This window comes from Cobetia sp. 5-25-4-2 (genome assembly GCF_013374075.1).
Lineage (GTDB): Bacteria > Pseudomonadota > Gammaproteobacteria > Pseudomonadales > Halomonadaceae > Cobetia > Cobetia marina.
On sequence record NZ_BLWK01000001.1, the window covers coordinates 502291 to 524686 of the forward strand.

The 22396-nt window shown below is 61.7% G+C and carries 19 protein-coding genes; 12 read left to right on the forward strand and 7 right to left on the reverse strand.

The window, feature by feature from the left end; translation table 11 throughout:
• The first annotated feature begins 14 nt into the window (after nt 1-14).
• The 9 genes from HXS65_RS02205 (at nt 15) to HXS65_RS02245 (ending at nt 9599) form a co-directional block, all read left to right on the forward strand.
• Nucleotides 15-647, forward strand: coding sequence for a phosphoribosylanthranilate isomerase (locus HXS65_RS02205; RefSeq protein ID WP_103751383.1), 633 nt, complete (start codon nt 15-17; stop codon nt 645-647).
• 344 nt (nt 648-991) lie between these two features.
• The gene (gene accD / locus HXS65_RS02210) at nt 992-2023 is read left to right on the forward strand and encodes an acetyl-CoA carboxylase, carboxyltransferase subunit beta (RefSeq protein ID WP_077372401.1); all 1032 of its coding nucleotides are present in this window, start codon (nt 992-994) and stop codon (nt 2021-2023) included.
• Nucleotides 2016-3461, forward strand: a complete 1446-nt coding sequence (locus tag HXS65_RS02215) for a folylpolyglutamate synthase/dihydrofolate synthase family protein (protein WP_176492998.1) — start codon at nt 2016-2018, stop codon at nt 3459-3461. The genes accD and HXS65_RS02215 overlap by 8 nt, the downstream gene beginning before the upstream one ends.
• A gap of 51 nt (nt 3462-3512) precedes the next feature.
• Nucleotides 3513-4205, forward strand: a complete 693-nt coding sequence (locus HXS65_RS02220; RefSeq protein WP_084209070.1) for an SPOR domain-containing protein — start codon at nt 3513-3515, stop codon at nt 4203-4205.
• Nucleotides 4202-4879 carry a CvpA family protein gene (locus tag HXS65_RS02225; RefSeq protein WP_084209069.1) on the forward strand — a complete coding sequence of 226 codons (678 nt, stop codon included), beginning with the start codon at nt 4202-4204 and terminating at the stop codon, nt 4877-4879. Before HXS65_RS02220 ends, HXS65_RS02225 begins: the two co-directional genes overlap by 4 nt.
• A 245-nt stretch (nt 4880-5124) precedes the next feature.
• On the forward strand, nt 5125-6639 hold the full coding sequence (gene purF, locus HXS65_RS02230) for an amidophosphoribosyltransferase (RefSeq protein ID WP_136938195.1): 1515 nt from the start codon (nt 5125-5127) through the stop codon (nt 6637-6639).
• Between the two features lie 232 nt (nt 6640-6871).
• Nucleotides 6872-8089, forward strand: a complete 1218-nt coding sequence (locus HXS65_RS02235) for an O-succinylhomoserine sulfhydrylase (RefSeq protein WP_176492999.1) — start codon at nt 6872-6874, stop codon at nt 8087-8089.
• A gap of 290 nt (nt 8090-8379) precedes the next feature.
• A complete protein-coding gene (locus tag HXS65_RS02240) occupies nt 8380-8922 on the forward strand; it encodes a cytochrome b (protein WP_136938193.1) in 543 nt (180 codons plus the stop codon).
• A 59-nt stretch (nt 8923-8981) separates the two neighbouring features.
• Nucleotides 8982-9599 carry a YceI family protein gene (locus HXS65_RS02245; RefSeq protein WP_077372421.1) on the forward strand — a complete coding sequence of 206 codons (618 nt, stop codon included), beginning with the start codon at nt 8982-8984 and terminating at the stop codon, nt 9597-9599.
• A gap of 120 nt (nt 9600-9719) precedes the next feature.
• On the opposite strand, the gene HXS65_RS02250 is transcribed toward HXS65_RS02245, so the two are convergent.
• Both HXS65_RS02250 and HXS65_RS02255 read right to left on the reverse strand, forming a co-directional pair.
• On the reverse strand, nt 9720-10337 hold the full coding sequence (locus HXS65_RS02250) for a LysE family translocator (protein WP_176493000.1): 618 nt from the start codon (nt 10335-10337) through the stop codon (nt 9720-9722).
• 390 nt (nt 10338-10727) lie between these two features.
• Complete coding sequence (locus tag HXS65_RS02255; RefSeq protein ID WP_077372427.1) at nt 10728-11594, reverse strand: 2OG-Fe dioxygenase family protein; 867 nt, start codon at nt 11592-11594, stop codon at nt 10728-10730.
• A 673-nt stretch (nt 11595-12267) separates the two neighbouring features.
• Between HXS65_RS02255 and HXS65_RS02260 the strand changes: the two genes are divergently transcribed.
• Nucleotides 12268-14058, forward strand: a complete 1791-nt coding sequence (locus HXS65_RS02260) for a bifunctional diguanylate cyclase/phosphodiesterase (RefSeq protein WP_254696435.1) — start codon at nt 12268-12270, stop codon at nt 14056-14058.
• A gap of 396 nt (nt 14059-14454) precedes the next feature.
• On the opposite strand, the gene dinB is transcribed toward HXS65_RS02260, so the two are convergent.
• A complete protein-coding gene (dinB, locus tag HXS65_RS02265; protein WP_084209067.1) occupies nt 14455-15513 on the reverse strand; it encodes a DNA polymerase IV in 1059 nt (352 codons plus the stop codon).
• A 154-nt stretch (nt 15514-15667) separates the two neighbouring features.
• Nucleotides 15668-17014 (reverse strand): Na+/H+ antiporter family protein, encoded by a 1347-nt coding sequence (locus tag HXS65_RS02270; protein WP_077372432.1) that lies wholly within the window; start codon nt 17012-17014, stop codon nt 15668-15670.
• Between the two features lie 299 nt (nt 17015-17313).
• On the opposite strand from HXS65_RS02270, the gene HXS65_RS02275 reads away from it, so the two are divergent.
• Nucleotides 17314-17934 (forward strand): YrbL family protein, encoded by a 621-nt coding sequence (locus tag HXS65_RS02275; protein WP_077372434.1) that lies wholly within the window; start codon nt 17314-17316, stop codon nt 17932-17934.
• A gap of 189 nt (nt 17935-18123) precedes the next feature.
• On the opposite strand, the gene bioA is transcribed toward HXS65_RS02275, so the two are convergent.
• Nucleotides 18124-19428 carry an adenosylmethionine--8-amino-7-oxononanoate transaminase gene (bioA, locus tag HXS65_RS02280; protein ID WP_176493001.1) on the reverse strand — a complete coding sequence of 435 codons (1305 nt, stop codon included), beginning with the start codon at nt 19426-19428 and terminating at the stop codon, nt 18124-18126.
• A gap of 684 nt (nt 19429-20112) precedes the next feature.
• Here bioA and HXS65_RS02285 point away from each other — a divergent pair.
• Entirely contained in the window at nt 20113-20499 is a 387-nt protein-coding gene (locus HXS65_RS02285; protein WP_077372437.1) for a histone-like nucleoid-structuring protein, MvaT/MvaU family, read from the forward strand.
• Nucleotides 20500-20743: 244 nt separating this feature from the next.
• Here HXS65_RS02285 and HXS65_RS02290 read toward each other — a convergent pair whose 3' ends face one another.
• Both HXS65_RS02290 and HXS65_RS02295 read right to left on the reverse strand, forming a co-directional pair.
• A complete protein-coding gene (locus HXS65_RS02290) occupies nt 20744-21547 on the reverse strand; it encodes an anti-sigma factor domain-containing protein (protein ID WP_141392284.1) in 804 nt (267 codons plus the stop codon).
• Complete coding sequence (locus tag HXS65_RS02295) at nt 21544-22200, reverse strand: RNA polymerase sigma factor (RefSeq protein ID WP_205700458.1); 657 nt, start codon at nt 22198-22200, stop codon at nt 21544-21546. The genes HXS65_RS02290 and HXS65_RS02295 overlap by 4 nt, the downstream gene beginning before the upstream one ends.
• Between the last annotated feature and the right edge of the window lie 196 nt (nt 22201-22396).

Consider the following 22396-nt stretch of genomic DNA (forward strand, 5'->3'; position numbering starts at 1 on the left):
ATCCCATGACCGAGATGAGCGCTCGAGCGAGCCAGCGTACCCGAATCAAGATCTGCGGATTGACACGTGAACAGGATATCGCCGGCGCCGTGGCGGCAGGTGCCGATGCGCTGGGATTCGTGCTGTGGGCGGGCAGCAAGCGGGCGGTGGACGTTGCTCGCCTGGCGGAGCTTTCGCGCCTGGTGCCGGCATTCGTGATGCGTGTCGGATTGTTCGTCGATGCCAGTGAGGCTGAAGTGGCCGCCGCTGCCCCGCATCTCGATCTGCTGCAATTCCATGGCAACGAAACGCCCGAGCAATGCCGCGCCGCTGGCCGCCCCTATATCAAGGCGTTGCGCATGCGTGACGGGATCGACCTGGCGGCAGAGGCAGAACGCTTCCATGACGCACGCGGGCTGCTGCTGGATGCCTATCGTCCCGGTGTCCCCGGTGGCACGGGCGAGACCTTTGACTGGTCGCGCATCCCTCGAGAATTGCCCCTGCCGGTGATCCTGGCGGGCGGGCTCGAGGCCGGCAACGTGACGGAGGCGGTCAGGCAGGTAGCGCCCCACGCGGTCGATGTCTCGGGAGGGGTAGAGTCTGCCCCAGGCGAGAAGTCATGGGAGCGCCTCCAGGCGTTCTGTCAGGCAGTACGAGCCGCCGACTGACTCCACTGATGCCCTGCGCGGCATGCCGCAAGGCCTGCGCGGGGCAGGCGCAACACTGGACTCCACAAGGCAATTGGCATCTCGCACTACCCGCAAGGGGGGCGAAGCCGCTACAATGTTTGCCAGAATCTGGAAAAGGGGCCGTACGACCAATGGGTTGCACGGTCTTTTCCTTTGGCGCCACTGACTTCCTCCAGCGTCCCGAGACAAGGGGGCGAAGAGGGTGTCAGTCGTTGCCCGCCACGTCCTTGCCTCCTGGAGAGGTGGGCGTGTGCCAACTCGCATGGCCGCCGACAGTCGTCGAGCGGTGCCCAGAACAGCAGCAAAACGGAAGCCTCCCCACCATGAGCTGGCTTGACAAGATTGTGCCGTCAATGAGCCGTATCCAACGCAAGGATCGGCGCACCTCCATTCCTGATGGCCTGTGGCGTAAATGCCCCAAGTGCGAAGCAGTCCTGTACCTTCCGGAGCTGACCAAGCACGACAACGTCTGCCCGAAGTGTGACCACCACCTGCGTCTCACTGCGCGTGCCCGTCTGTCCTGGTTCCTCGACAGCGAGGGTCGCGAGGAGATCGCGGCAGATCTGGAGCCGGTCGATCGCCTCAAGTTCCGCGATTCCAAGAAGTACAAGGATCGCCTGAGCGCCGCCCAGAAGCAGACGTCCGAGAAGGATGCGCTGGTCGCCATGCGCGGCACGCTTTCCGGACAGCCTGTCGTGGCCGTTGCCTTCGAATTCAGCTTCATGGGCGGCTCCATGGGGGCCATCGTCGGTGAGAAGTTCGTGCGTGCAGCCGAACTCGCGCTGGCGGAAGAAGTGCCGCTGGTATGCTTCGCGGCCTCCGGTGGCGCGCGCATGCAGGAAGCACTGTTCTCCCTGATGCAGATGGCCAAGACCTCCGCTGCGCTCGAGAAGCTCAAACAGGCAGGCGTACCGTACATCAGCGTGCTGACGGATCCGGTCTTCGGTGGCGTATCGGCATCGCTTGCCATGCTGGGCGACCTGAACGTTGCCGAGCCGAATGCCCTGATCGGCTTCGCTGGCCCGCGTGTCATCGAGCAGACCGTGCGCGAGAAACTGCCGGAAGGCTTCCAGCGTTCAGAGTTCCTGCTCGAGCATGGCGCGGTCGACATGATCATCCACCGTCGCGACATGCGTGAGCGTCTATCCAGCATCCTGCTCAAGCTGCAGGGTCTGCCGGTCAAGGCTGACGTGCAGGCACCGGTGGTAGATGCCACGGAAGTCGTCGTCGAAGGTGAGGCTGTCGAGGCTGCACCGAGCGAGCCGCAGCCTGCAGAGCCGCGCTCCGCGGTTGACAGCGTGCTTGACGAGACATTCTCCGCCGACAAGCCGCAAGGCGATCGTCGCGATGGCTGAGCAGGCCAATGCGCCGGGCCACTGCAGCACCCGAGAGGTGCTGCAGTCCCGTGAGCGGCCTCCGCTGAGCGTTGCTGCCCTGCATGAGGCCGTGCCACGCGAGCTGTCACTGCAAGACTGGCTTTCGCGTCTGGAGCGCCAGCATCCCGTCAGCATCGACATGGGGCTCGCCCGCGTGCAATGCGTGGCTGAGCGTCTGGGGCTTGTCGGCCCCGGGGCTCGTCGCATTGGCGAGCGGGTCATCACCGTGGCCGGTACCAACGGCAAGGGCTCCACGGTCGCCATGCTCGAGGCGCTCGGGCGTGCGCATGGTCTGACGACCGCGACTTACACCTCTCCGCACCTGCTGCATTACAACGAGCGCGTGACCCTCGATGGGCAGCACGCCAGTGATGCCGAGCTGATCACTGCCTTCGAGCAGGTGGATTCGGCGCGTCATTCGGATGCGGGAGATGGGCAGGGCGTGATCAGCCTGACCTACTTCGAGGCCGGCACGCTCGCTGGCCTGTGGTTGATCGCTCAGCGACAGCCACGGTTGGCGATTCTGGAGGTCGGTCTCGGCGGGCGTCTGGATGCCGTCAACATCATCGACTGCGATGTGGCGATGATCACCACCGTGGCACAGGATCATGCTGCCTTCCTGGGCACGGACCTCGAGAACATCGGCTTCGAGAAGGCGGGTATCCTGCGTGCAGGGCGCCCGGCCATCTTCGGCTCCGATCACTTGCCGAGCAGCTGCGCCGAGCACGCCCGCTCGCTGGGTGTGACGCCTCAGGTGCTGTGGCAGGACTTTGTCTGGCAGGACGCCTGCGAGCAGGACCTCGCCTCCCCGGCAAGGTCGTCAGCGGATGGGCTCTGGCGCTGGCAGCGACTGAGCGACCCCGTCATGACCCTCGAGGCACTTCCGGACCCCGGTCTGCCACGCGACAACGCGGCCAGTGCGCTGAATGCGCTCGTCGCGGCCGGTGTGGCGCTTGAGGTGTCATGCGTGCGCCATGCCATGGCCAATGTCCAGCTCAAGGGGCGCATGCAATGGGTCCAGCGTCATGGGCGTGACTGGTGTCTGGATGTGGGGCACAACCCGCATGCGGCAGGTTATTTGGCCAGTCGTCTGGCGGCGCGCGAGCGTTCCGCTCGACCGCGTCTGGTGCTGTTGGCCATGCTGGGAGACAAGGACGCACGAGGCGTGATCGAGGCGCTGTCGCCCGTGGTGGATGGCTTCGTCGTGGCGACACTGGGCGGCGAGCGTGCTCGCCAGGCCAGTGAGCTGGCTGCCGTGGTGCGTGCCTGCCAGGGGACCGTGCTGGCGGAATGTGATTCGGTCGCTGAGGCGGCGGATTGGCTGGTGGAGCATGCCACTGCGGGGGAGGTGCTGGTCTGCGGCTCCTTCTTCACGGTTGGCGAAGCGCTGGCATGGCTTGACGACGAGGATGCCTGAGGTGAAGCAGGACCGCGGTCATTGGAATCCGGGTGCAAGGGAGATGGCACGATGAAATATGGCAAGCGAGAACGGATCAGCGGCGCAGTCATCCTATTGGCCCTGGGCGTGATCTTCATCCCGATGTTGTTTGATGAGCCGCCGGCCCGTGATGAGCGTCCCAGTCCGGTGATGACATTGGGCAAGCCGGTGGATATCGACCGTTCGACGGTGGATGCACCGCAGCCCCCCAGCGAGCTGAAGATTGGTACCGATGTCCCCATCACCTTCGTGGATGGCAATGGCAAGGTGCGTGACAGTGATCCCGGACCCGGCATCGAAAACGCCTCCGAGTCGCGAGCTCGCGTGGCGGAGGCGCAGCAGCTGTCGCCGACCAGGTCCGTGTCCAGCAGCGAGCCGAAGGCTGCGCCGACACCGCAGCCTAAGCCGGCCCCGACGCCCAAGCCAGAGCCCAAACCGGCGCCTGAGCCCAAGCCTGCCGTTGCCGCCAGCGCGCCATCTTCTTCCGCCGGTGGCTGGGCGGTGCAGGTCGGCAGCTTCGGCAAGCCGGCCAACGCCGAGCGACTCCAGAAGGACCTGCAGAGCAAGGGATTCGCGGCCTATCGCGTCGCGCGGGATGGCAATCTGACCGTGGTATTCGTCGGTCCCTACAAATCTTCCGAGATTGGTGAGTCCGCGCGCTCTCGCCTTCAGGAGCAGGTCAATATCAAGGGCCTTCTGGTACGCCGGAAGGAGGGTGAGTGAACGCGCTGGTCTGGATCGATTGGTTGTGTCTGGGGCTGCTGATCATCTCCGTGTTGCTGGGGTTGATGCGTGGTCTGCTCAGCGAGGCGCTGGGACTGGCAGGCTGGCTGGTGGCCCTGGTGGCGGCACGCCAGTTCGGGGCGGAAGCCGGGGCCCTGCTCGACGAGGTGATCCTGTCTCCGGGCATTCGCACCGCGGTCGGCTTCGTGCTGGTGGTACTGGGCACGGTGCTGGTCTGGGGCCTGATGCTGCGTCTGCTCGAACGCCTGGTCCAGGCGGTCGGCATGGGGGGCTTCAATCGCCTGCTGGGGGGTGTCTTCGGCGCGCTTCGGGCGGCGGTGATCCTGGTACTGGTGACGGCTGTCGTCGGCCTGACACCTCTGCGTGACAGTGCGGACTGGCAGGCGGCGCAGCTGCGCCCGACGCTGGAGCAGCTGCGCGACTGGTCGCTGGCACGCTACCGTGAGTGGGACACGGGAGGGGATTGGCAGTTGCCGCAGGACGGGACGGCTCCATCCTCACAGACTGCCGGTTTCCAGCAGCAGGCGAGTGGCCTGCTCGAGCGTGCCCGCCACGAAGGCCGCACGCTGAGTGAAGGCGTCAGTCAGCAGGTCGCCGAGCAGTTCATGCGTCAGCAGCATCAGCAGCGTGATGGTGACACCGCAGCACCTTGAGACGACAAAAGCGCCGGGCATTCTTGCTCGGCGCTTTTGTTTTGTCTGCTCGACCCCCCGAGCAGGTCAGCGCGTCGAGGTGCAGCAAGCATCGTGGTACCGATTGACCCATCGGTCAGGTGTTGCCTGTGGTGTGGGCAGGCCTGACAATTGCGGCATGTGAGCACTCATATTGCCATGTGGAGGCGCGCTGATGATGGCTGGCGCCTCCCTCTCCTAGTGTGTATCAGTGAGGTAATGACGGGATGTGCGGGATTGTAGGTTTGATGGCCAACGCCTCGGTAAACCAGGCGCTGTATGACGCGCTGACCGTATTGCAGCATCGTGGGCAGGATGCCGCGGGGATGATGACCTGGCACGAGGGTCGTTTCCTGCTGCGCAAGAGCAATGGCCTGGTGCGTGATGTTTTCCGCACTCGTCACATGCAGCGACTCAAGGGCAACATGGGCATCGGCCATGTTCGCTATCCGACCGCTGGCTCTTCCAGCGAGGCGGAATCGCAGCCGTTCTACGTCAATTCGCCCTACGGCATCACCCTGGCGCACAACGGCAACCTGACCAACTCCGAGCAGCTCAAGCAGGAGCTCTTCTCCTCCGACCTGCGTCACATCAACACCAGCTCCGATTCCGAAGTGCTGCTCAATGTCTTCGCTCACGAGCTGGGCAAGCAGGGCATGCGTCTGGGCGCGGGTGATGTCTTTGATGCGGTACGTCGTGTGCACCGTCGCTGCAAGGGTGGCTATGCCGCCGTGTCGATCATCAACGGCACCGGCCTGGTCGCCTTCCGTGATCCGCACGGGATTCGTCCGGCCTGCTTCGGCAAGCGCGAGGCTGCTGAAGGTACCGAGTACATGATCGCTTCCGAATCCGTGGCGCTGGACGTCGCCGGTTTCGAGCTGATCCGTGACCTGGCACCGGGGGAAGCCGTCTTCATCGACATGGAGCGTCAGCTTCATACCCTGCAGTGCGCTGATGACCCGGTACTCAAGCCGTGCATCTTCGAGCACGTCTATCTGGCGCGTCCGGACTCCCTGCTGGACGGTGCCTATGTCTACGGCACCCGCATGCGCATGGGGGAGAAGCTGGCCGACAAGATCGTGCGGGAATGGCCGGAGCAGGACATCGATGTCGTCATCCCGATTCCGGATACCTCGCGCACGTCCGCTCTCGAGCTGGCTCAGCATCTGGGAGTGACTTACCGCGAAGGCTTCATGAAGAACCGTTACATCGGCCGTACCTTCATCATGCCGGGGCAGACGCTGCGCAAGAAGTCCGTGCGTCAGAAGCTCAACGCCATCGATATCGAGTTTGCCGGCAAGAACGTGCTGCTGGTGGATGATTCCATCGTGCGTGGCACCACCTGCAACGAGATCATCCAGATGGCCCGTGAGGCGGGCGCGAAGAATGTCTACTTCGCCTCAGCGGCGCCAGCGGTTCGCTATCCCAATGTGTACGGTATCGACATGCCGGCCGCGGAAGAGCTGATCGCCCATGGTCGTACCGAGAAGGAAATCGCGGATCTGATCGGCGCGGATCGTCTGTTCTATCAGGATCTCGATGACCTGAAGGATGCCTGTCGCGAGGTCAATCCTGCCCTCGACGAGTTCGACTGCTCCGTGTTCGATGGCATCTACGTGACCGGCGATATCGATGAGGCCTACCTCAACGACCTGCAGGCCTCACGCAACGATGGTGCCAAGAACGCAGGCGAGACCCACGCGGTCGTGGATCTGCACAACGATTCCGAAGACATCGACTGACCCCATGACCTGTCTCGCGTGACAGGTCATGGCAGGGTGAGTGATTCGCAACGGGCTCCGGAGAAATCCGGGGCCCGTTGCGCGTTCAAAACCGGTAACATTGACCGACAGCTTTCTGCTCTGTTTCCCGGCTCATGAAAGAAGCGCCTGCGGCGCGTTACCTGACAATCCCGTGAGCCACGTCATCCGAGACAGAGATCAGCGGATTCCATCAGTAGAGGTACTGGACACCATGCACGACGACAATCTTTCCCGCGCCGACCTTTCCCGCGATGAGCTGGGACTGGAGACGCTCGCCATCCGCGCCGGTCACTTGCGTGGCGGTGAGCAGGAGCACGGCGAGCCCATCTACACCACGTCCAGCTTCGTCTATGGCAGTGCGGCCGAGGCGGCAGCCAAGTTCGGTGGTGACGAAGCCGGCAACATCTACTCGCGCTTCACCAACCCGACGGTGCGCTTCTTCGAGGAGCGACTGGCGGCAATGGAGGGCGGTGAGCGCTGCGTGGCCACCAGCTCCGGCATGGCCGCGATCATGTCCACCGTGCTGGCCCTTCTGGAAGCCGGGGATGAGATCGTCGCCTCGCGTTCCATCTTCGGCTCCAGTGTGAGCCTGTTCACCAAGTACTTCGGCAAGCTGGGCATCACCACGCGCTTCGTCGAACTGGGGGATCTCGAGGCCTGGCGCGCGGCCATCACACCGTCCACCAAGCTGCTGTTCGCCGAGACACCCTCCAACCCGTTGTCCGAGATCGGTGACATCAAGGCGCTGGCAGCGCTGGCACATGAGCATGATGCATGGCTGGCCATCGACAACTGCTTCTGCACCCCGGCATTGCAGCGTCCGCTGACCCTGGGTGCGGATATCGTCATCCACTCCGCCACCAAGTATCTGGATGGGCAGGGGCGGACTCTGGGCGGGGCAGTGGTCGGCAGCAGCGCGTTGATGGAAGAGGTCTTCGGCGTGGTGCGGACGTGCGGGCCCTGCCTGAGTCCCTTCAATGCCTGGGTCTTCCTCAAGGGACTGGAGACGCTCAACATTCGCATGGAGGCCCACTGTGCACGTGCGCTGGAGCTGGCGCACTGGCTGGAAGCGCATCCTGCGGTCGAGCGCGTCCACTATTCAGGCCTCGAGAGTCATCCGCAGCATGCGCTCGCCAAGACTCAGCAGAAGGCCTTCGGTGCCGTGCTGGGGGTGGTCATCAAGGGAGGTCGTGAAGGGGCCTGGTCGGTCATCGATGCCACGCGCATCCTGTCGATCACCGGCAACCTCGGTGATGTGAAGACCACCATCACGCATCCTGCCACCACCACGCATGGCCGCTTGAGCGATGAGCAGAAAGCGGCCGCCGGTATCGTGGACGGCATGGTGCGCATCGCAGTGGGCCTGGAAGATCTCGATGACATCAAGCGTGATCTGGCGCTTGGGTTGGATCGCCTGGCGTCTGCATGAGTCGACCAGCACTGTCGTGAGGGAACGCCCGGCCATGCCGGGCGTTTCTGCATCTGCTCGGCCGTGACGGTGGCCGGTGTCTCGGGAAGAGAGCGCTCAGCGCCGGCATGGCTGGCGCGGCATGATGAGAAAGGGGTGGGACTATCGCTTGGCGCGTGGCAGGCCAGTGGGTAAGCTGGCAGCCATGGGAAGGCATCATCACGATACGGTGTCGTATCGCGGTTCAGAGCGTCGATCACGGCAGGTGGGCTCACGCTCGGCGCGTTGGATGACAGGACAGGGAGACAAGCATGTGGCGCAATAGTCGTCGGGGGTGGGGCTGGCCCGTCATCGTGATGCACTGGCTGTCGGCGCTGGCCATCATCGGGCTCTTCGCCCTCGGGTGGTGGATGACATCACTTGGCTATTATGATCGCTGGTATCAGCTGGGGCCCTGGTGGCATCGCTCCGTGGGCGTGGTGCTGTTCGTGGTCACGTTGCTGCGCCTTGTCTGGCGAGCCATGCAGCCGACGCCACAGGCGCATGGCTCCCGCATCGAGCAGCGGGCGGCGCGCATCGGGCATGCCTTGCTGTATGCATTGCTGTTGCTGGTGATGATCTCGGGGTATCTGATCTCGACGGCGGATGGACGAGCCATCAGCGTATTCGGGCTGTTTGACGTGCCTGCCCTGCTCAGCGGGATGAAGGATCAGGCGACGTTGGCAGGAGACGTTCACTGGTACGCGGCCTGGGCGCTCGTCATCCTGTCGCTTGGTCACGCCGCTGCCGCCTTCAAGCATCATCTGCTGGAGGGCCAGGACACGTTGCGACGTATGCTCTGGCCGCTGCGCTGAAAGGAATTGCCGGCCACCAAGGCGGCACCATGCATGACGAATCCTCAAGGAGCTAGGACATGAACGACACATCCCTGACACCCAAGGCCTTCTCGCTGGGCAAGACGTTCGCTGGCGGCCTTCTGGCAGCGGCACTCCCCTTGATGGCGGGCCAGGCTCAGGCCTCGGACTATGTCATTGACACCAAGGGCCAGCACGCCTTCATCCAGTTCAAGATCAGCCATCTCGGCTACTCCTACGTCCTGGGTGAGTTCAAGGACTTCACGGGGACCTTCCGCTATGACGAGGGTCAGCCCGAGGCGTCAAGCGTCAAGGTCGAAGTCGATGTCGACAGCCTGGACAGCGCCCACGCCGAGCGAGACAAGCACATCAAGTCCGCTGATTTCCTGGATGCTTCCGAGTACCCGACGGCGTCTTTCGTCTCCACCGGGTTCACCTCTTCCGGTGATGGTGCCGGCAAGCTGACGGGGGATCTGACACTGCATGGCGAGACGCAGCCGATCACCATCGATGTCGATCACATCGGCGGTGGCGAAGACCCCTGGGGCGGCTATCGTCAGGGCTTCGAGGGCACCACCACGCTCAAGCTCGCCGACTATGGCATCGACACCTCCAAGCTTGGGCCAGCGGCCGCGACGGTCGACATGTACCTGGTGGTAGAAGGTATCCGTCAGTAACGGTGCCATCCGTTGCATGACCTGAGCGAATTGCCTCAGTGATCGAAGAGAACGCCCCTGTCATGTGATTGACAGGGGCGTTCTCGTATCGGCGGCCAGACTGGCGCAGGAGGCCGGTGCTCAACCACGCAGTGCGAGGTAGCTGCCGGCACCGATCATCAGGCTGGCAGCACTGCGGTTGAGGCGTCTGACGGCTCGCGTCGAGCGCAGATGGCGACGAATGCGGCCTGCGGCGTAACCGACAGGGACGACCCCGATCAGCAAGGCACTGAGATTGAGAGCGGCCGCGATCACGATATCGCCACCACTCAGGCGGGTGATGTCCATGAAGGTCGGCAGAAAGGCGATGTAGAACAGGATGACCTTGGGGTTGGAGGCCGAGATCAGGAAGCCTTGCAGGAAGCCACGCCACCAGCTTCCGCGTATGTCGGGAATTTCCGTGTCTTCCGGGCTGGGTCGGCAGGTCCAGAGTTTGTACCCCAGGTAGATCAGATAGGCGGCCCCCAGCAGGCGGATGACCAGAAAGAGCTCGCTCCAATGGGTCGCCAGTGCCGAGAGACCGAAGACGGCCGCCAGCATGTAGCAGACGTCACTGAGGCTCATGCCGACGGCCATCGGGACACAGGCATTGCCTCCCTGGCTCATGCCACGCGCCATCAGGGCGAGGATTCCGGGGCCGGGAGTGATCCCGAAGAGGAAGATGGCAAGGAAGAAGGTCAGTCCCGATTCAAGCGTCATGAGGATTTCCTGTCGTGGAAGGCGCATCGTGGGCAACGCCTCTGTCATGAGTCGAGTATATCGCCTGTACATGGCGCGCGGACAATGAAACCGATGCGCTTGGCATGCAGGCGGAAGCCGTTGGCGGGGCTGTTGCAGGAGGGGGCAGGTCGCGATCAGGCTGTGGCCTTCGGGCCAGTCAGGAGTGGCACGCCAGGCCAGCCGGTTGCCCGGCTGGTTCCTCGTGTCGTGCTCAGGTAGCGTGCTGCGACGCTTGAGTGCAGGTCAGGTGGGGAGGCCTCGGAAGCTACCGATCCCCCAGGATGAGATGAGGAAAGCTGTCGTCGAGGCAGTTGTGCGGGCGATGCCCGGACACCGGGTTGCCAGTCTGCTCAGTGGAGTCGAATGGCTTCACTCGCAGTCGTTCAGGACTGCCCCCGGGAAGTGACGACGCAGCATGCGGTTCTGGAACTCATCGATGAATGAGCAGTTGATGATGATGATGAAGCGCTCGAAGTGCTGGCCCGCGTTATCCTGAGTGATGGAGCTGACGCTGTGGAACAGCTGGTCATCATGGATGTGCAGAACCTCTCCCGGTGCCAGCTCGGTGGTCGCCAGCAACTCGCTGCCGGCCTTGTCGCGGTAGAGGGTATTGATGGCACCACTGACGTTCTCGCGATTGAGTACCAGAATGCTCAAGTACTTGCAGCCGTCGGCGTGAATGCCTTGTCCCTGGAGAGGGTCGATGGTGCCGTCGCCGCGGACACCCGTGATCTGCATCAGGATCGGCTCACGCGGCCCGATGCCCCACATGTCGGCCCAGGCCTTGACGAAGGCGCGCACGTCGTCGCGCTCAGTGAACGCCGCTTCCAGCGGATCGTAGTATCTCAGGCGGTCCGCCATGCTGGCAGCATCATTGAAGCGTCCACCCTGTGCCATCGGGCACTCGCCAAGGGTTTCGACTTCCATCTGGTCATTCAGGTGCAGCCAGGACATGCGCTTCCAGCGTGTGTTGACGTAAGGGTCACGGGGAAGGTTGTCCAGGAAACCCTGCCAGGCGTTCAAGTCAATGTGTGGAGTGATCGTTGCCTTGCTCCAGTGCTGACGAGCCAGCTCCTCATGCACGCTTGTCGGCCAGTACTCAGAGATCCTGGGCAGCGAGAGAGCGCTATCCTCTGATGACGTTGCCGGGTAGCGATCGTTGAGAGCGCTCTGGTCCAGAGTGAGTTTACGGGAAGCATCGGCCAGCTGACGTACACCACGGTTTACGATGTTCATGCAAGAATTCCTCGATGTTTCGGCATTTAGCGCCTGTTGGAAGGTGTTGCGTTCGCAACGTCGAGGAGAATGGGAAGATGCATGAGAGAGAGTCAAACCAAGCGCGCGGCTTAGAGCGTTAATCTTGCGTAAGTATCATCAATATGGGCGTCTGGGCGATGGAGGGGTATTAGAGGTCTGATCTCCTGGCATCATGTCAGTCATGAGCGGTATTCTTTGTCGCCTTTCGGCGAAAAACGGCATGGGCAATGCGTGACACACGTGCTGGTAGCGTTGAGAGGAGGCGTGTGTCACGGCGGGTTTGGCACTGTGTTTATGCGAGGCAGACACTTAGACTGCTATTGGCTCCAGTGATGTATATCGCGATAACTCAGCGGATTCAGGCAACGTGCGTGTCCCCGCCGAGCACCGGTCGGTAGACAAGATGGTAGGGGAGGTATCCTGGATCATGGCAGATGGGTCTCGTCAGACCGGAAGAGCGACTGGGATTGCGCTCTTTGGAACAGTGGTCGCTGCCATCGCGATCGGCCTGCTGGTGGGGGTCGTGGCAGTGCAGGACATCATCGGCCGCTGGCCTTCAGCGCTGCTGATGGTGATTATTGGCGCAACTGCGGGCATCATGCTGATTCGTCATCGTCAGATGGCATATCAACAGCACACGCAGGAGGCGGTCATGCAGACTAGTGTTGTTGGCCCCTCGGCCAGCATGGGACTCCCCGCCAGTGACCAGCGCTTTCGCGAATTGCTGGAAAGCCTGCCACGTGTGGCAGTGCAGGGGTACGACAGCCAGCGCCGAGTGATCTATTGGAATGAGGCCAGCGAGCGACTGTATGGTTTCAGCGAGCAGGAAGCTCGAGGGCGTTGTCTTGAAGCCTTGCTGATACCGGATGAAATGGCGGACATCGTGGTGGATGCCCACCACGCGTGGGTCAATCACGGCACCCAGATCCCGGCGAGCGAGCTTGAGCTGAAGCACAAGTCAGGCGCACCGGTGCCGGTGTTCTCTCACCACGTCATGTTGGGTGAGCGGTCGGACAATCCATTGATGTTCTGCATCGACATCGATCTGGCGGGCGAGCGCAAGGTTCAGCGTGAGCTGGACTACATGACGCGATTCGATCCGCTGACCGAACTGCCCAATCGGCAGACGTTCGAGACTGAGCTCGAGAACATGCTCGGGGAGTGTCAGCGTCACGGCGATACCTTGATGGTGCTGTTTCTGGATATCGACCACTTCACCGAGATCAACGATACCCAGGGCTATGAGATGGGGGACCTCGTGATTCGCAGTGTCGCGTCGCGCTTGCAGGGGTTCCAGCGGAGTCAGGATCTACTGTCACGTTTCGGCGGCGATGAATTCGTCATGGCGATGCCGCGCCTGGATTATGAAAGTGATGCCTTGTCGGTCGTGCAGCGGATCCGCGAAGATTTCCAGCGCCCCTTCCAGATAGAAGGGCGTGAGTTGTTGCTGCGTCTGAGCATCGGCGTCAGCCTCTATCCCGAGAATGGCAATGATGCGCCGGAACTGGTGCGCAATGCGGACGTCGCCAAGCACCGAGCGAAGCAGGCCGGGCGTGATGGATATCAGTTCTTCAACCAGGAAGTGCGCGATGCCATGCTGCATCAGCATCATCTGGCGGGGCGCCTTCAGACGCTGCTGAGCGAGGATGGGGGTGGCGAGCTGTTCCTCCACTTCCAGCCTCAGGTCGCGGCGCGCAGTGAGCGTATCGAGTCGGTAGAGGCGCTGATGCGCTGGCATGCGCCCGAGGGGCCCATTCCCCCGACTGACTTCATCAAGGTGGCAGAGCGCACCAATCTGATCGAGCGCCTGGGTGACTGGGTGATTCGCCAGGCATGTCGCCAGCAGGCCGAGTGGCATGCCATGGGGATCAAGGGCTATCGGATCGATATCAATATCTCCGGGCGTCAGGCGATCAACAGCGACGTCTTCCAGCGTCTTGAGGCATGCGTGGCGGAATATGGCCTGACGCCACGGGACATCGGCATCGAGCTGACCGAGAACGTGTTGATCGATGCTGACGTCAAGGTGCGCGATAGCCTGCGTGCCCTGCACGACAGAGGCTACAAGATCGCGATCGATGATTTCGGGACCGGCTACTCCTCGATGAGCTACCTCAAGATGCTGCCGGTGACGGCGCTCAAGATCGATCGCTCCTTCGTGATCGAATGTGCTCAGGAACCCAAGGATCGCGCCATCATGGAAGCGACGGTCTTCCTCGGGCATCGACTGGGGCTGGAGGTGGTGGCCGAGGGGGTGGAGAATATCCAGCAACTCGAGCTGTTGCGCGAAATGCGCTGTGATCTCATTCAGGGGTACTACTTCTACAAGCCCATGGCGGCGGCGGATATCCAGCGGCTGCTGTCCGGGGGCAACAACCCGCCTCATCCTGGCGCCCATCGCCCGTCCAGTGATCCAACCAGTGCATCCAACGGTTGCCATTGAGTCAGCGTTGATCCGGTGCCGTTGTGGCATGGGACTGTTGCTGTGGATCGGCTTTTTAGTTTGCGGGCTAAAAGATATGATGCTGACAGTTGAAGCGGATGGACTGTCATCATCATCGATGAATCTGGGCATTCCTTCCTGACACCTGCGGGTCGAGCATCTCATGCTCCCCGCAGGTGTTTGCCGAGAGTGGCTGCGTCGTTCAATGCGCAGAGCTGTTCGCCCACTCTCGCTTCCTGCCTGCATTGCAGGTTGCGATGGTTCCTTGAGCGGGTTTCACGACCCTTCCGGCGATACCCTTGGGGTATCGATGACCGGACAAGCCAGTCCTTGTGACTGGCTTTTTTTATGCCTGTCATCCGTCCGTCAAGGTTGCCAGTCAGGCGCGGCACCCTCTCAGAACAGCCCCAGCTGTTGCGTCTCTTCGTGGGCCTTGAGTCGGACACCGACTCCCAGCAGGCGCACCGGTCGATGGCCACGTTGCCAGGCTTGCTCCATCAGCAGTGCGAAACTCCTGGCGTCCGGCAATGAGAGGGTGGAGGCGGGGAGGAGGCTTTCCAGCGTGGTGCTGGTGAAGTCGTTGAAGCGTACCTTGACGAACTGCTTGGCCAGCACCGGCTGTTCCTGGCGTGCGTGACGCTCCCCGAGGCGCTCCATCAGCATGGGAAGCTTGGCGAGGCAGGCGGAGAGATCCGGAAGATCCTGATCGAAAGTGCGTTCGACACTGATGGACTTTCGCTCTCTCTCGACCTTGACGGGGCGGTCATCAATGCCATGAGAGAGTTCATGCAGGCGATGTCCGAATTTGCCGAAGTGTTCGACCAGTGTGGTCAGTGGTGTCGTGCGGATGTCATCGCAGGTGGTAATCTCCAGCCGATTGAGGCGGGCCAGCGTGGCCGGGCCGACGCCATGCAGCTTGCCGACGGGCAGCTTACGAATGAAGGCGTCGCTGGACTCTGGCGTGATCACCGTCAGGCCATCGGGTTTCTCCCAATCACTCGCGATCTTGGCCAGGAACTTGTTGGCGGCCACGCCGATCGACAGCGTGATCCCGGTGCGCTTCAGGGCTTCTTCCTTCAGCCAGCGCGCCATCCAGGTCGCGCTTCCCTGAAATTCCTCGATGTCGCTGACGTCCAGGTAGGCTTCGTCCAGCGATAGAGGTTCCACCAGTGGTGTCAGTTCGTGAAACAGTGCCTGGATCTCCTGCGAGACGGCACGGTAGCGCTCGAAGTCGGGGGGGACGAGTATCAGTTGCGGACACAGGCGCAGGGCGCGCGCTGTGGACATCGCAGAGCGGACGCCGAAGGCGCGAGCCGGATAATTGCAGGTGGCGATCACGCCACGTTGCTCGGTGCGGCCACCGATGGCGATGGGCACCTCGCGCCACTCTGGGTGACGAAGCATCTCGACGGCGGCGTAGAAACAATCGCAGTCAGCATGAAGGATCTTGCGCATTCGCGCATCATCCTAAAAGACTGGATGGCTGTCCAGTATCAGGCGACGTGTCGCCTCATTCTTCGCCCAGAGACGACAACGCCCGGCAGACGTGATGCCTGCCGGGCGTTGTCATATCTTCTGTTGCCGTTGCCAGGCTACCCTGGCCGGCGGATTACAGCGTCATCGCCGCCACCCAGCCGAAGACGATCAACGGGATGTTGTAGTGGATGAAGGTCGGCACCACGCTGTCCCAGATATGATCATGCTGTTGATCGACATTCAGGCCTGCCGTCGGGCCGAGCGTGGAGTCAGAGGCGGGGGAGCCAGCATCGCCCAGTGCGGCCGCGGTGCCGATCAAGGCGACGGTCGCCAGAGGGGAAAATCCGAACTGCAGGGCCAGCGGGACATAGATCGCCGCGATGATCGGGATGGTGGAAAAGCTGGAGCCGATGCCCAGCGTGATGAACAGACCGACCATCAGCATGACGAGCGCGGCCAACGGCTTGTTGTCTCCGATGATGTGGAAGGAGGCATCCACCAGGGTCTGGATATCACCCGTGGCTTTCATGACGGAGGCGAAGCCGGCTGCCGAGATCATGATGAAGCCGATCAGTGCCATCATGCGCATGCCGGAGGTGAACAGGTCGTCGGCTTCGTTCCACTTGAACAGGCCACCCAGGGAAAGAATGGCGAAGCCGACCAGGCCGCCCAGGATCATCGAACCGGAATAGAGCTGGATGCCCAGGGCGGCGATGATGGCGACCCCAGCCATGATCAGGCCGCTGCGGGATGGTGCATGCACTGGAGTATGGTGCGGGACGTTGGTCGACTTGATCTCGCGATTGGCGTAGTCACGCGGCTTGCGATAGGAGACGAAGACCGCAGTCAGCAGTCCCAGGAACATGCCGCCTACCGGAATGGCCATCGCCATCGGTACCATGCCGCGGGTGACTTCCAGCCCCATTGCCTGGCCCGCTTCATTGATGTTGGCCAGCAGGATGTCATTGAGGAAGATGGAACCGAAGCCCACCGGCAGCAGCATGTAGGGAGCCGTCAGACCAAAGGTCAGGGCACAGGCGACGGCGCGGCGATCCAGGCGCAGGCGGTTCATGGCCACCAGCAGTGGCGGAATCAGGATCGGAATGAAGGCGATGTGGACAGGAATCAGGTTCTGGGACGAGATCGCCACCAATGTCACGCTGCCCAGCAAGCCGTACTTGATGGCGGTCTGACGGCGAGGGGTGCTCTCTCCATTGAGCATGCCGATCAGGCGTGCGGCAAGGAGATCCGGCAGGCCGGAGCGAGACAGGGCCACGGCAAAGGCACCGAGCGTGGCATAGGCCAGGGCGACCTTGGCACCACCGCCGACGCCGTCGTTGAAGGCGCCGAGAGTGTCAGTCAGAGACAGGCCACTGAACAGGCCGCCGACCAAGGCGCCGGCCACCAGAGCGAAGACGACCGAGACTCGGGCCAGTGACAGGCCGACCATGACCAGAACGGCCAGTATTACCGCATTCATGCGAGTACCTCATTAAGGGAGATGTGCCAATGGAGCGGGGGTTGCAGGTGTGCGCGGCCACCCGATCCCGGGCAATACCTCGCAAGTCGTGCTGATCGCTTACGTCAGGCGGTTTCGTCCTGAAACTGCCAGAAAACGGCGCGTTATCATACCAGAGCGAGGTCCCAAGCTGAATGGCCGATGAATGACCTCATGGAACGCGGCCGCCGGCGGCACGGTTGGCGCAAGGGAAGGGCTTTTTGTAGAATGCCACGCTGCCCGGCGGCTGCAGTCGCAGGCGTTATTCAACAGGAGAGCGCATGCTGGAGCTTGAAAATGCCCGTGTCATCGGCATGGGCAATGATCGCCGTGTCTATCAGGACCCCCGTGATCCTCGGCGCTGCATCAAGGTACCGCGCTATCCCGACAAAGGAAGCCGCCAGAATCAGCGCGAGCAGCGCTACTTCGAAGGGCTCGTGAGGCGAGGTGTGCACGACTGGTCCTACGTGCCTGCCTATCATGGCAGCGTGGCGACCCGAGAGGGCCTCGGGCTGGTCTTCGATCTGATACTCGACGATGACGGCACGACCTCGCGCCGTCTGCGAGAGGTCTGTCATGAAACTCCCGAGCGGGTGGGGGAGGAGGCATTGATGGATGAGCTGGCCAACCTCTATCGCTATCTCGACAAGCGTTGGCTGATACCGTCCGACCTCAATGATCGCAACATCGTGGTCCAGTTTCGCGAGCATCAATCCCCGCGCCTGTGGTTGATCGATGGCATCTCCAATCCGGACTTCATCCCCCTCGCCACCGGTATCGCCTGGTTGGCGCGCCGCAAGATCGCCCGCCGCTATCGTCATTTTCTCAAGAAACTGATGAAGGGCGGGATGCTGACGGCAGATGCACATGCGCGCCTCGAGCGGCGTCTCTGGGGAGATTGAGCGCTTCCGACCGCATTCCCCTGCCGGGAGATGGGCCTCGAATCTCGGCGTTGAGAGAAGAGAGAAGATAGGAGTTGAGAGAAGAGTGAAGGAAGAAAGAAGAGGGGAGTGATGAGGGCGATCGTCACTCTCAGTCACTCCCCGTCAGCCGACAGGCAGCCGAGCAGATCCCTGTCCTGACGTCTTGCCTCAGAGATTGTCGGTAAAGTGACTCTTCATGGCATGCGTGATCTTGCGCAAGTCGTCGTGTGAGGTGATATAAGCCGGCATGGTATAGAGCCAGCGGCCGAAGGGTCGCAACCAGACCCCTTGCTGACGAGCGTGAGCCTGAGCCCCTTCAAGACTTGCTGCATCGTGAACCTCTATCACGGCAGTGGCTCCCAATACGCGTATGTCGCCAATGGCGGGATGTGAGAAATCCGCGAGTTCCTCTCGTAGTACCTGATTGAGGCTGGCGATCTTGCCGAGATAATCGTCTTCCTCGAAAACCTTGAGGCTTTCCAGTGCCACTCGGCAAGCTAATGGGTTGCCCATGAACGTCGGGCCATGCATGAAGGCAGTATTGGCATCCTTGCCATCGAAGGCATGAAAGATATGGCTCTGGGCGAGGGTGGCAGCATGTCCCAGATACCCTCCCGTCAGTCCTTTTGACAGCACCATGATATCGGGCGTCACATCTGCATGCTCACAGGCAAACAGTTTTCCGGTACGTCCGAATCCTGTCGCGACCTCATCGAAGATCAACACCACACCGAACTCGTCACATAAATCACGTGCCGCTTTCAGGTAGTGAGGCGAGTACATGTTGAGGCCGCCGGCTGCCTGGAGCAGCGGCTCCATCAGCAGGGCGGCGATGTCATCATGCGTCTCGAGCTCTCTGCGCAGCGCTGCGATGTCACCGAGGACCTCTTCATATGGCGCCGTGAATCCCGCCGTCGGTGCCGGCGCGAAATGATGTCTGGGCAGGAAGTCGGCAAACAGTGAGTGCATGCCCTCTTCCGGGTCGCAGACCGCCATGCAGCCTGCCGTGTCCCCGTGGTAGGCCTTCATCAACGACAGCATTCGCGTCCGCCCGTGAGTGTCATCACGATCCTGACGCTGTTGCTGGTATTGCACTGCCATCTTCATGGCGACTTCCATGCCGACAGAGCCACTGTCCGAGAAGAACACGTGGTTCAGCCCCTCCGGGGTGATGCGCACCAGTGCCTCGGCCAGCGCCACTGCCGGTTGGTGCCGAATGCCCCCGAGCATCACATGACACAATTGAGCCGCTTGCTGCTGAATCGCGGAGACGAGTCGAGGATGGCCGTAGCCATGGATCATGCACCACCAGGAGCAGGTTGCGTCCAGCAGGGTCTCGCCGTCACTCAGTGTCATGCGCGGCCCGACTCCGCCCACGACCTCAAGCGGGGCAGGCATCGCGTTCATCTGCGTATACGGATGCCAAAGCGCTTGCGGCTGATCGGCATGTGAGGCGGTCTGGGGGTAGGACATGATGTTCTCCATCGACGCTGACGGCAATTGAGCCTCTTTGTTAACCTTGGCCACTTTATCAGGTTGACATGATTTGTGAAGTGTCACTTTCTGGAGGGGGTGATGTCTCTAATATTGCCGGCGGAAATAGTGCTGGGGGATTGGTGGAGCAGAAGCGAAGGTTTACTTTCCTCTGTGTCTGCATGCTTTTGAGGATACGCTCAAGAACGAGAGGGACTCGGAGTGATGATGTGTGATGAAAGAGCTACTGAAAAAGTCACAATATGAATACTTCATGAAAGCTGCGGCTTGCCAGCGAGAGAATTTACCTGCCTGTGATGTCGATGTGATTTTACAATACCGCCTGACGGCCGCTGACGCCCGCCATATAGGGACTCCAGGCTCATGTCGATTCTAATTAACGATATTTGCAGGCAGAGACTATTTTGAATTCACATATCTTTTCGAGTGCCAGCTATTGCATTCCAGAGAGCGCTTGATTAACTTGTCGTTAGTTGATTAGTGCTTCACGGCGTGGACATGCTTGGTCTATAATCCCTTCAGCTTCTGTAGGGTCTTACTGTCCCAAGTCCCTGCGTGAGCCAAATCCAGGAAGCAGCTGTTATTTGTTGATCGGCGAATTCTTTCGCAGCACCTGTTTCCGGAAGTGAATTTCTGACTGTCCCGATACCCTTGGAGAACCCCATGTCCCTGTTGACTGATTTCATGCAGAAAGAACAAGAGCTCAAGAAACTTCAAGAGCAACTGGAAAGCCTGCGCAACGATGATCGCCTGAAGAATGAGCTGGAATTCAAGGACAAGCTTGATTCCCTGATGAGTGAATACGGCAAGTCCACTCGCGACGTGATTGGCCTGCTGGATCCGAAAGCCAGCCAGACGCCGGCAGCTGCCGCGAGCGCGGAAACCAAGGCTGGCGGCGTTCGTCGCAAGCGCAAGCTGAAGGTTTACAAGAACCCGAATACCGGTGAAGTGATCGAGACCCGTGGTGGCAATCACAAGCAGCTGAAAGAGTGGAAGGAAGAGCACGGTGCCGAAACCGTCGAATCCTGGCTCGAGCGTACCGAGAGCTGAGTTGACACTTTCCTTGAGCATCTGCTGAAGAGACGGTTGACCAGACACGAAGAAGCCCCGCCATGGCGGGGCTTCTTCGTGTCTGGCGTTCGTGTCTGGCGCTGATGTTGCCATTGCGCTGACCTTGCTCCCCATGGCCTGGGGGGACCTCCGAGAGCATGGCGCCTCCCGCCCTGCACGGCGAGCCTCTGATGAGAAGGCATGCCGTGGCAGGGCGGGCGAGCCTGGGCAGAGAGTGCTCCCGTCAGCTGTCGATCTGTCCCAGGTTGACCAGGCGGCCGATGGCCAGCACCTTGCCGGTCGGTTTGCCGGTCGGCGAACCACCGCTGGGCTCCAGTGTCATCTCGAGCAACTGGCCCGGACTCATTCGGCCGATCTGTTCGGCGCTCAACTCGATACCTGCCACCGGGTCCACCAGACCCAGCGAACGCGGGCCCTCCGCTGGATCGGTCAGGGTCCAGAGTTCGATGGCGCGATCCGTCGGACGCTCGATAGTGACCTTGGGTGTCAGCTGAAGTCCGCCACCGGCCGTGACACTGGCGACCCAGGTCGGCGTGGCAGGGTCCTCGAGAGTCTGCAGCACCGCGACCATGCGCTGCGCGGATGACTCGGGCACTTCGGTCGCCACTGGCGGGGTGCCATCTTGTGGTGATTGAGGCGCGAAGGGCCCCACCTGCATCGCCAGAGCAAGGGCGAGTCCGGCGCCCAGCCCCAGACCCAGCCCGCCTCCCAGCCAGCGCCACAGCCAGGGGGCTTGCGGAGCAGGAGCGCCACCCGTGTCATTGGCTGGCGTCGGAGTCTGCTTGAGGCGCGTCAGGCTGGCATCGATGCGTTTCCACAGCGAATCGGAGGCCGGTTCCGGCGGCAGGCGATCACTGACGCTCAGCCAGTGCTGCTGCCAGCGAAGTGCCATGCGGGCGGCCTCATCGTCGCGCTCTATCCAGGCGCGCACCTCGGCTTCACGTTCGGGGTCCAGCAGGCCCAGGGTGTGTTCACCCAGCAACAGATTCTGCTCTTGTGGAGATTCGGGGATCGGGGAATGGTTCATCGTGACAGGCACTCCTGCAGTCGCTTGAGTCCGGCACGGATGCGACCCTTGATGGTGCCGAGCGGGGCGCTGAGTTTTTCGGCGATCTGCTCGTGGGTCAGGCCCTTGAAGAATGCCAGCAGAATGGGTTCGCGTCGTGGGGCTTCCAGCTCACCCAGACAATCGCTCAGCTGATGGGCTGTCTGACTGTCGTGTGCTGCCGCTTCCGGGTTGGCGAGCAAGTCGGCGAGGCTGTCGAGCGCCTCGCTGTCACCGCGGGGCGTCCGTCCCTGGGCCCGCAGCTGATCCAGTGCACGATAGCGCAGGATGGTGAACAGCCAGGCGCGGCCATTGCCGAGTTCACGGCGATATTGGCCGGCATTGGACCACAGCTTGATGAAGGCATCGTGGACGGCGTCCTCGGCCTGATCCCGGCTGCCGAGCAGGCGCATGGCAAGTGCCAGCATGCGGCCGGACTCAAGGTCATAGAGGCGACGAAAGGCGGTTTCATCACCGAGCGCACAGGCCTCTATAGCACTGGCGTGGTCAAAGTCGTCCGGGTCTTGCGAACTGACGGGTGTCGTGTGTGCTGGCATCGGGGGCCCGACTCCATTGGCTGGGAATCCATCGTTCAGCTGACGGTAGTCGCCCCATGAGAGGTTGGCAAGTGACATGGAGAGAGCTCCAGAGTCGTGTGAACCCCTCGGCTGTGACATTGATGGAGCACGTCGAGGAGGCATGAAGGTGATTTGATGGCGAGACATGCAGAGCATGGCGTGCTGGTCCGGTCCCGTTGAGTCGCTGTCTGTCACACGCGGGCGTGGACCGGGACAATGTCTTGCGATATGCCTGAACTAACGCGCCATTCAG

What these genes read in the sequence shown, in the direction of transcription:
- HXS65_RS02205 (WP_103751383.1), top strand. Translation starts at nt 15, where the DNA reads ATGAGCGCTCGAGCGAGCCAGCGTACCCGAATCAAGATCTGCGGATTG.
- accD (WP_077372401.1), top strand. Translation starts at nt 992, where the DNA reads ATGAGCTGGCTTGACAAGATTGTGCCGTCAATGAGCCGTATCCAACGC.
- HXS65_RS02215 (WP_176492998.1), top strand. Translation starts at nt 2,016, where the DNA reads ATGGCTGAGCAGGCCAATGCGCCGGGCCACTGCAGCACCCGAGAGGTG.
- HXS65_RS02220 (WP_084209070.1), top strand. Translation starts at nt 3,513, where the DNA reads ATGAAATATGGCAAGCGAGAACGGATCAGCGGCGCAGTCATCCTATTG.
- purF (WP_136938195.1), top strand. Translation starts at nt 5,125, where the DNA reads ATGTGCGGGATTGTAGGTTTGATGGCCAACGCCTCGGTAAACCAGGCG.
- HXS65_RS02235 (WP_176492999.1), top strand. Translation starts at nt 6,872, where the DNA reads ATGCACGACGACAATCTTTCCCGCGCCGACCTTTCCCGCGATGAGCTG.
- HXS65_RS02240 (WP_136938193.1), top strand. Translation starts at nt 8,380, where the DNA reads ATGTGGCGCAATAGTCGTCGGGGGTGGGGCTGGCCCGTCATCGTGATG.
- HXS65_RS02245 (WP_077372421.1), top strand. Translation starts at nt 8,982, where the DNA reads ATGAACGACACATCCCTGACACCCAAGGCCTTCTCGCTGGGCAAGACG.
- HXS65_RS02250 (WP_176493000.1), bottom strand. Translation starts at nt 10,337, where the DNA reads ATGACGCTTGAATCGGGACTGACCTTCTTCCTTGCCATCTTCCTCTTC.
- HXS65_RS02255 (WP_077372427.1), bottom strand. Translation starts at nt 11,594, where the DNA reads ATGAACATCGTAAACCGTGGTGTACGTCAGCTGGCCGATGCTTCCCGT.
- HXS65_RS02260 (WP_254696435.1), top strand. Translation starts at nt 12,268, where the DNA reads ATGCAGACTAGTGTTGTTGGCCCCTCGGCCAGCATGGGACTCCCCGCC.
- dinB (WP_084209067.1), bottom strand. Translation starts at nt 15,513, where the DNA reads ATGCGCAAGATCCTTCATGCTGACTGCGATTGTTTCTACGCCGCCGTC.
- HXS65_RS02270 (WP_077372432.1), bottom strand. Translation starts at nt 17,014, where the DNA reads ATGAATGCGGTAATACTGGCCGTTCTGGTCATGGTCGGCCTGTCACTG.
- HXS65_RS02275 (WP_077372434.1), top strand. Translation starts at nt 17,314, where the DNA reads ATGCTGGAGCTTGAAAATGCCCGTGTCATCGGCATGGGCAATGATCGC.
- bioA (WP_176493001.1), bottom strand. Translation starts at nt 19,428, where the DNA reads ATGTCCTACCCCCAGACCGCCTCACATGCCGATCAGCCGCAAGCGCTT.
- HXS65_RS02285 (WP_077372437.1), top strand. Translation starts at nt 20,113, where the DNA reads ATGTCCCTGTTGACTGATTTCATGCAGAAAGAACAAGAGCTCAAGAAA.
- HXS65_RS02290 (WP_141392284.1), bottom strand. Translation starts at nt 21,547, where the DNA reads ATGAACCATTCCCCGATCCCCGAATCTCCACAAGAGCAGAATCTGTTG.
- HXS65_RS02295 (WP_205700458.1), bottom strand. Translation starts at nt 22,200, where the DNA reads ATGTCACTTGCCAACCTCTCATGGGGCGACTACCGTCAGCTGAACGAT.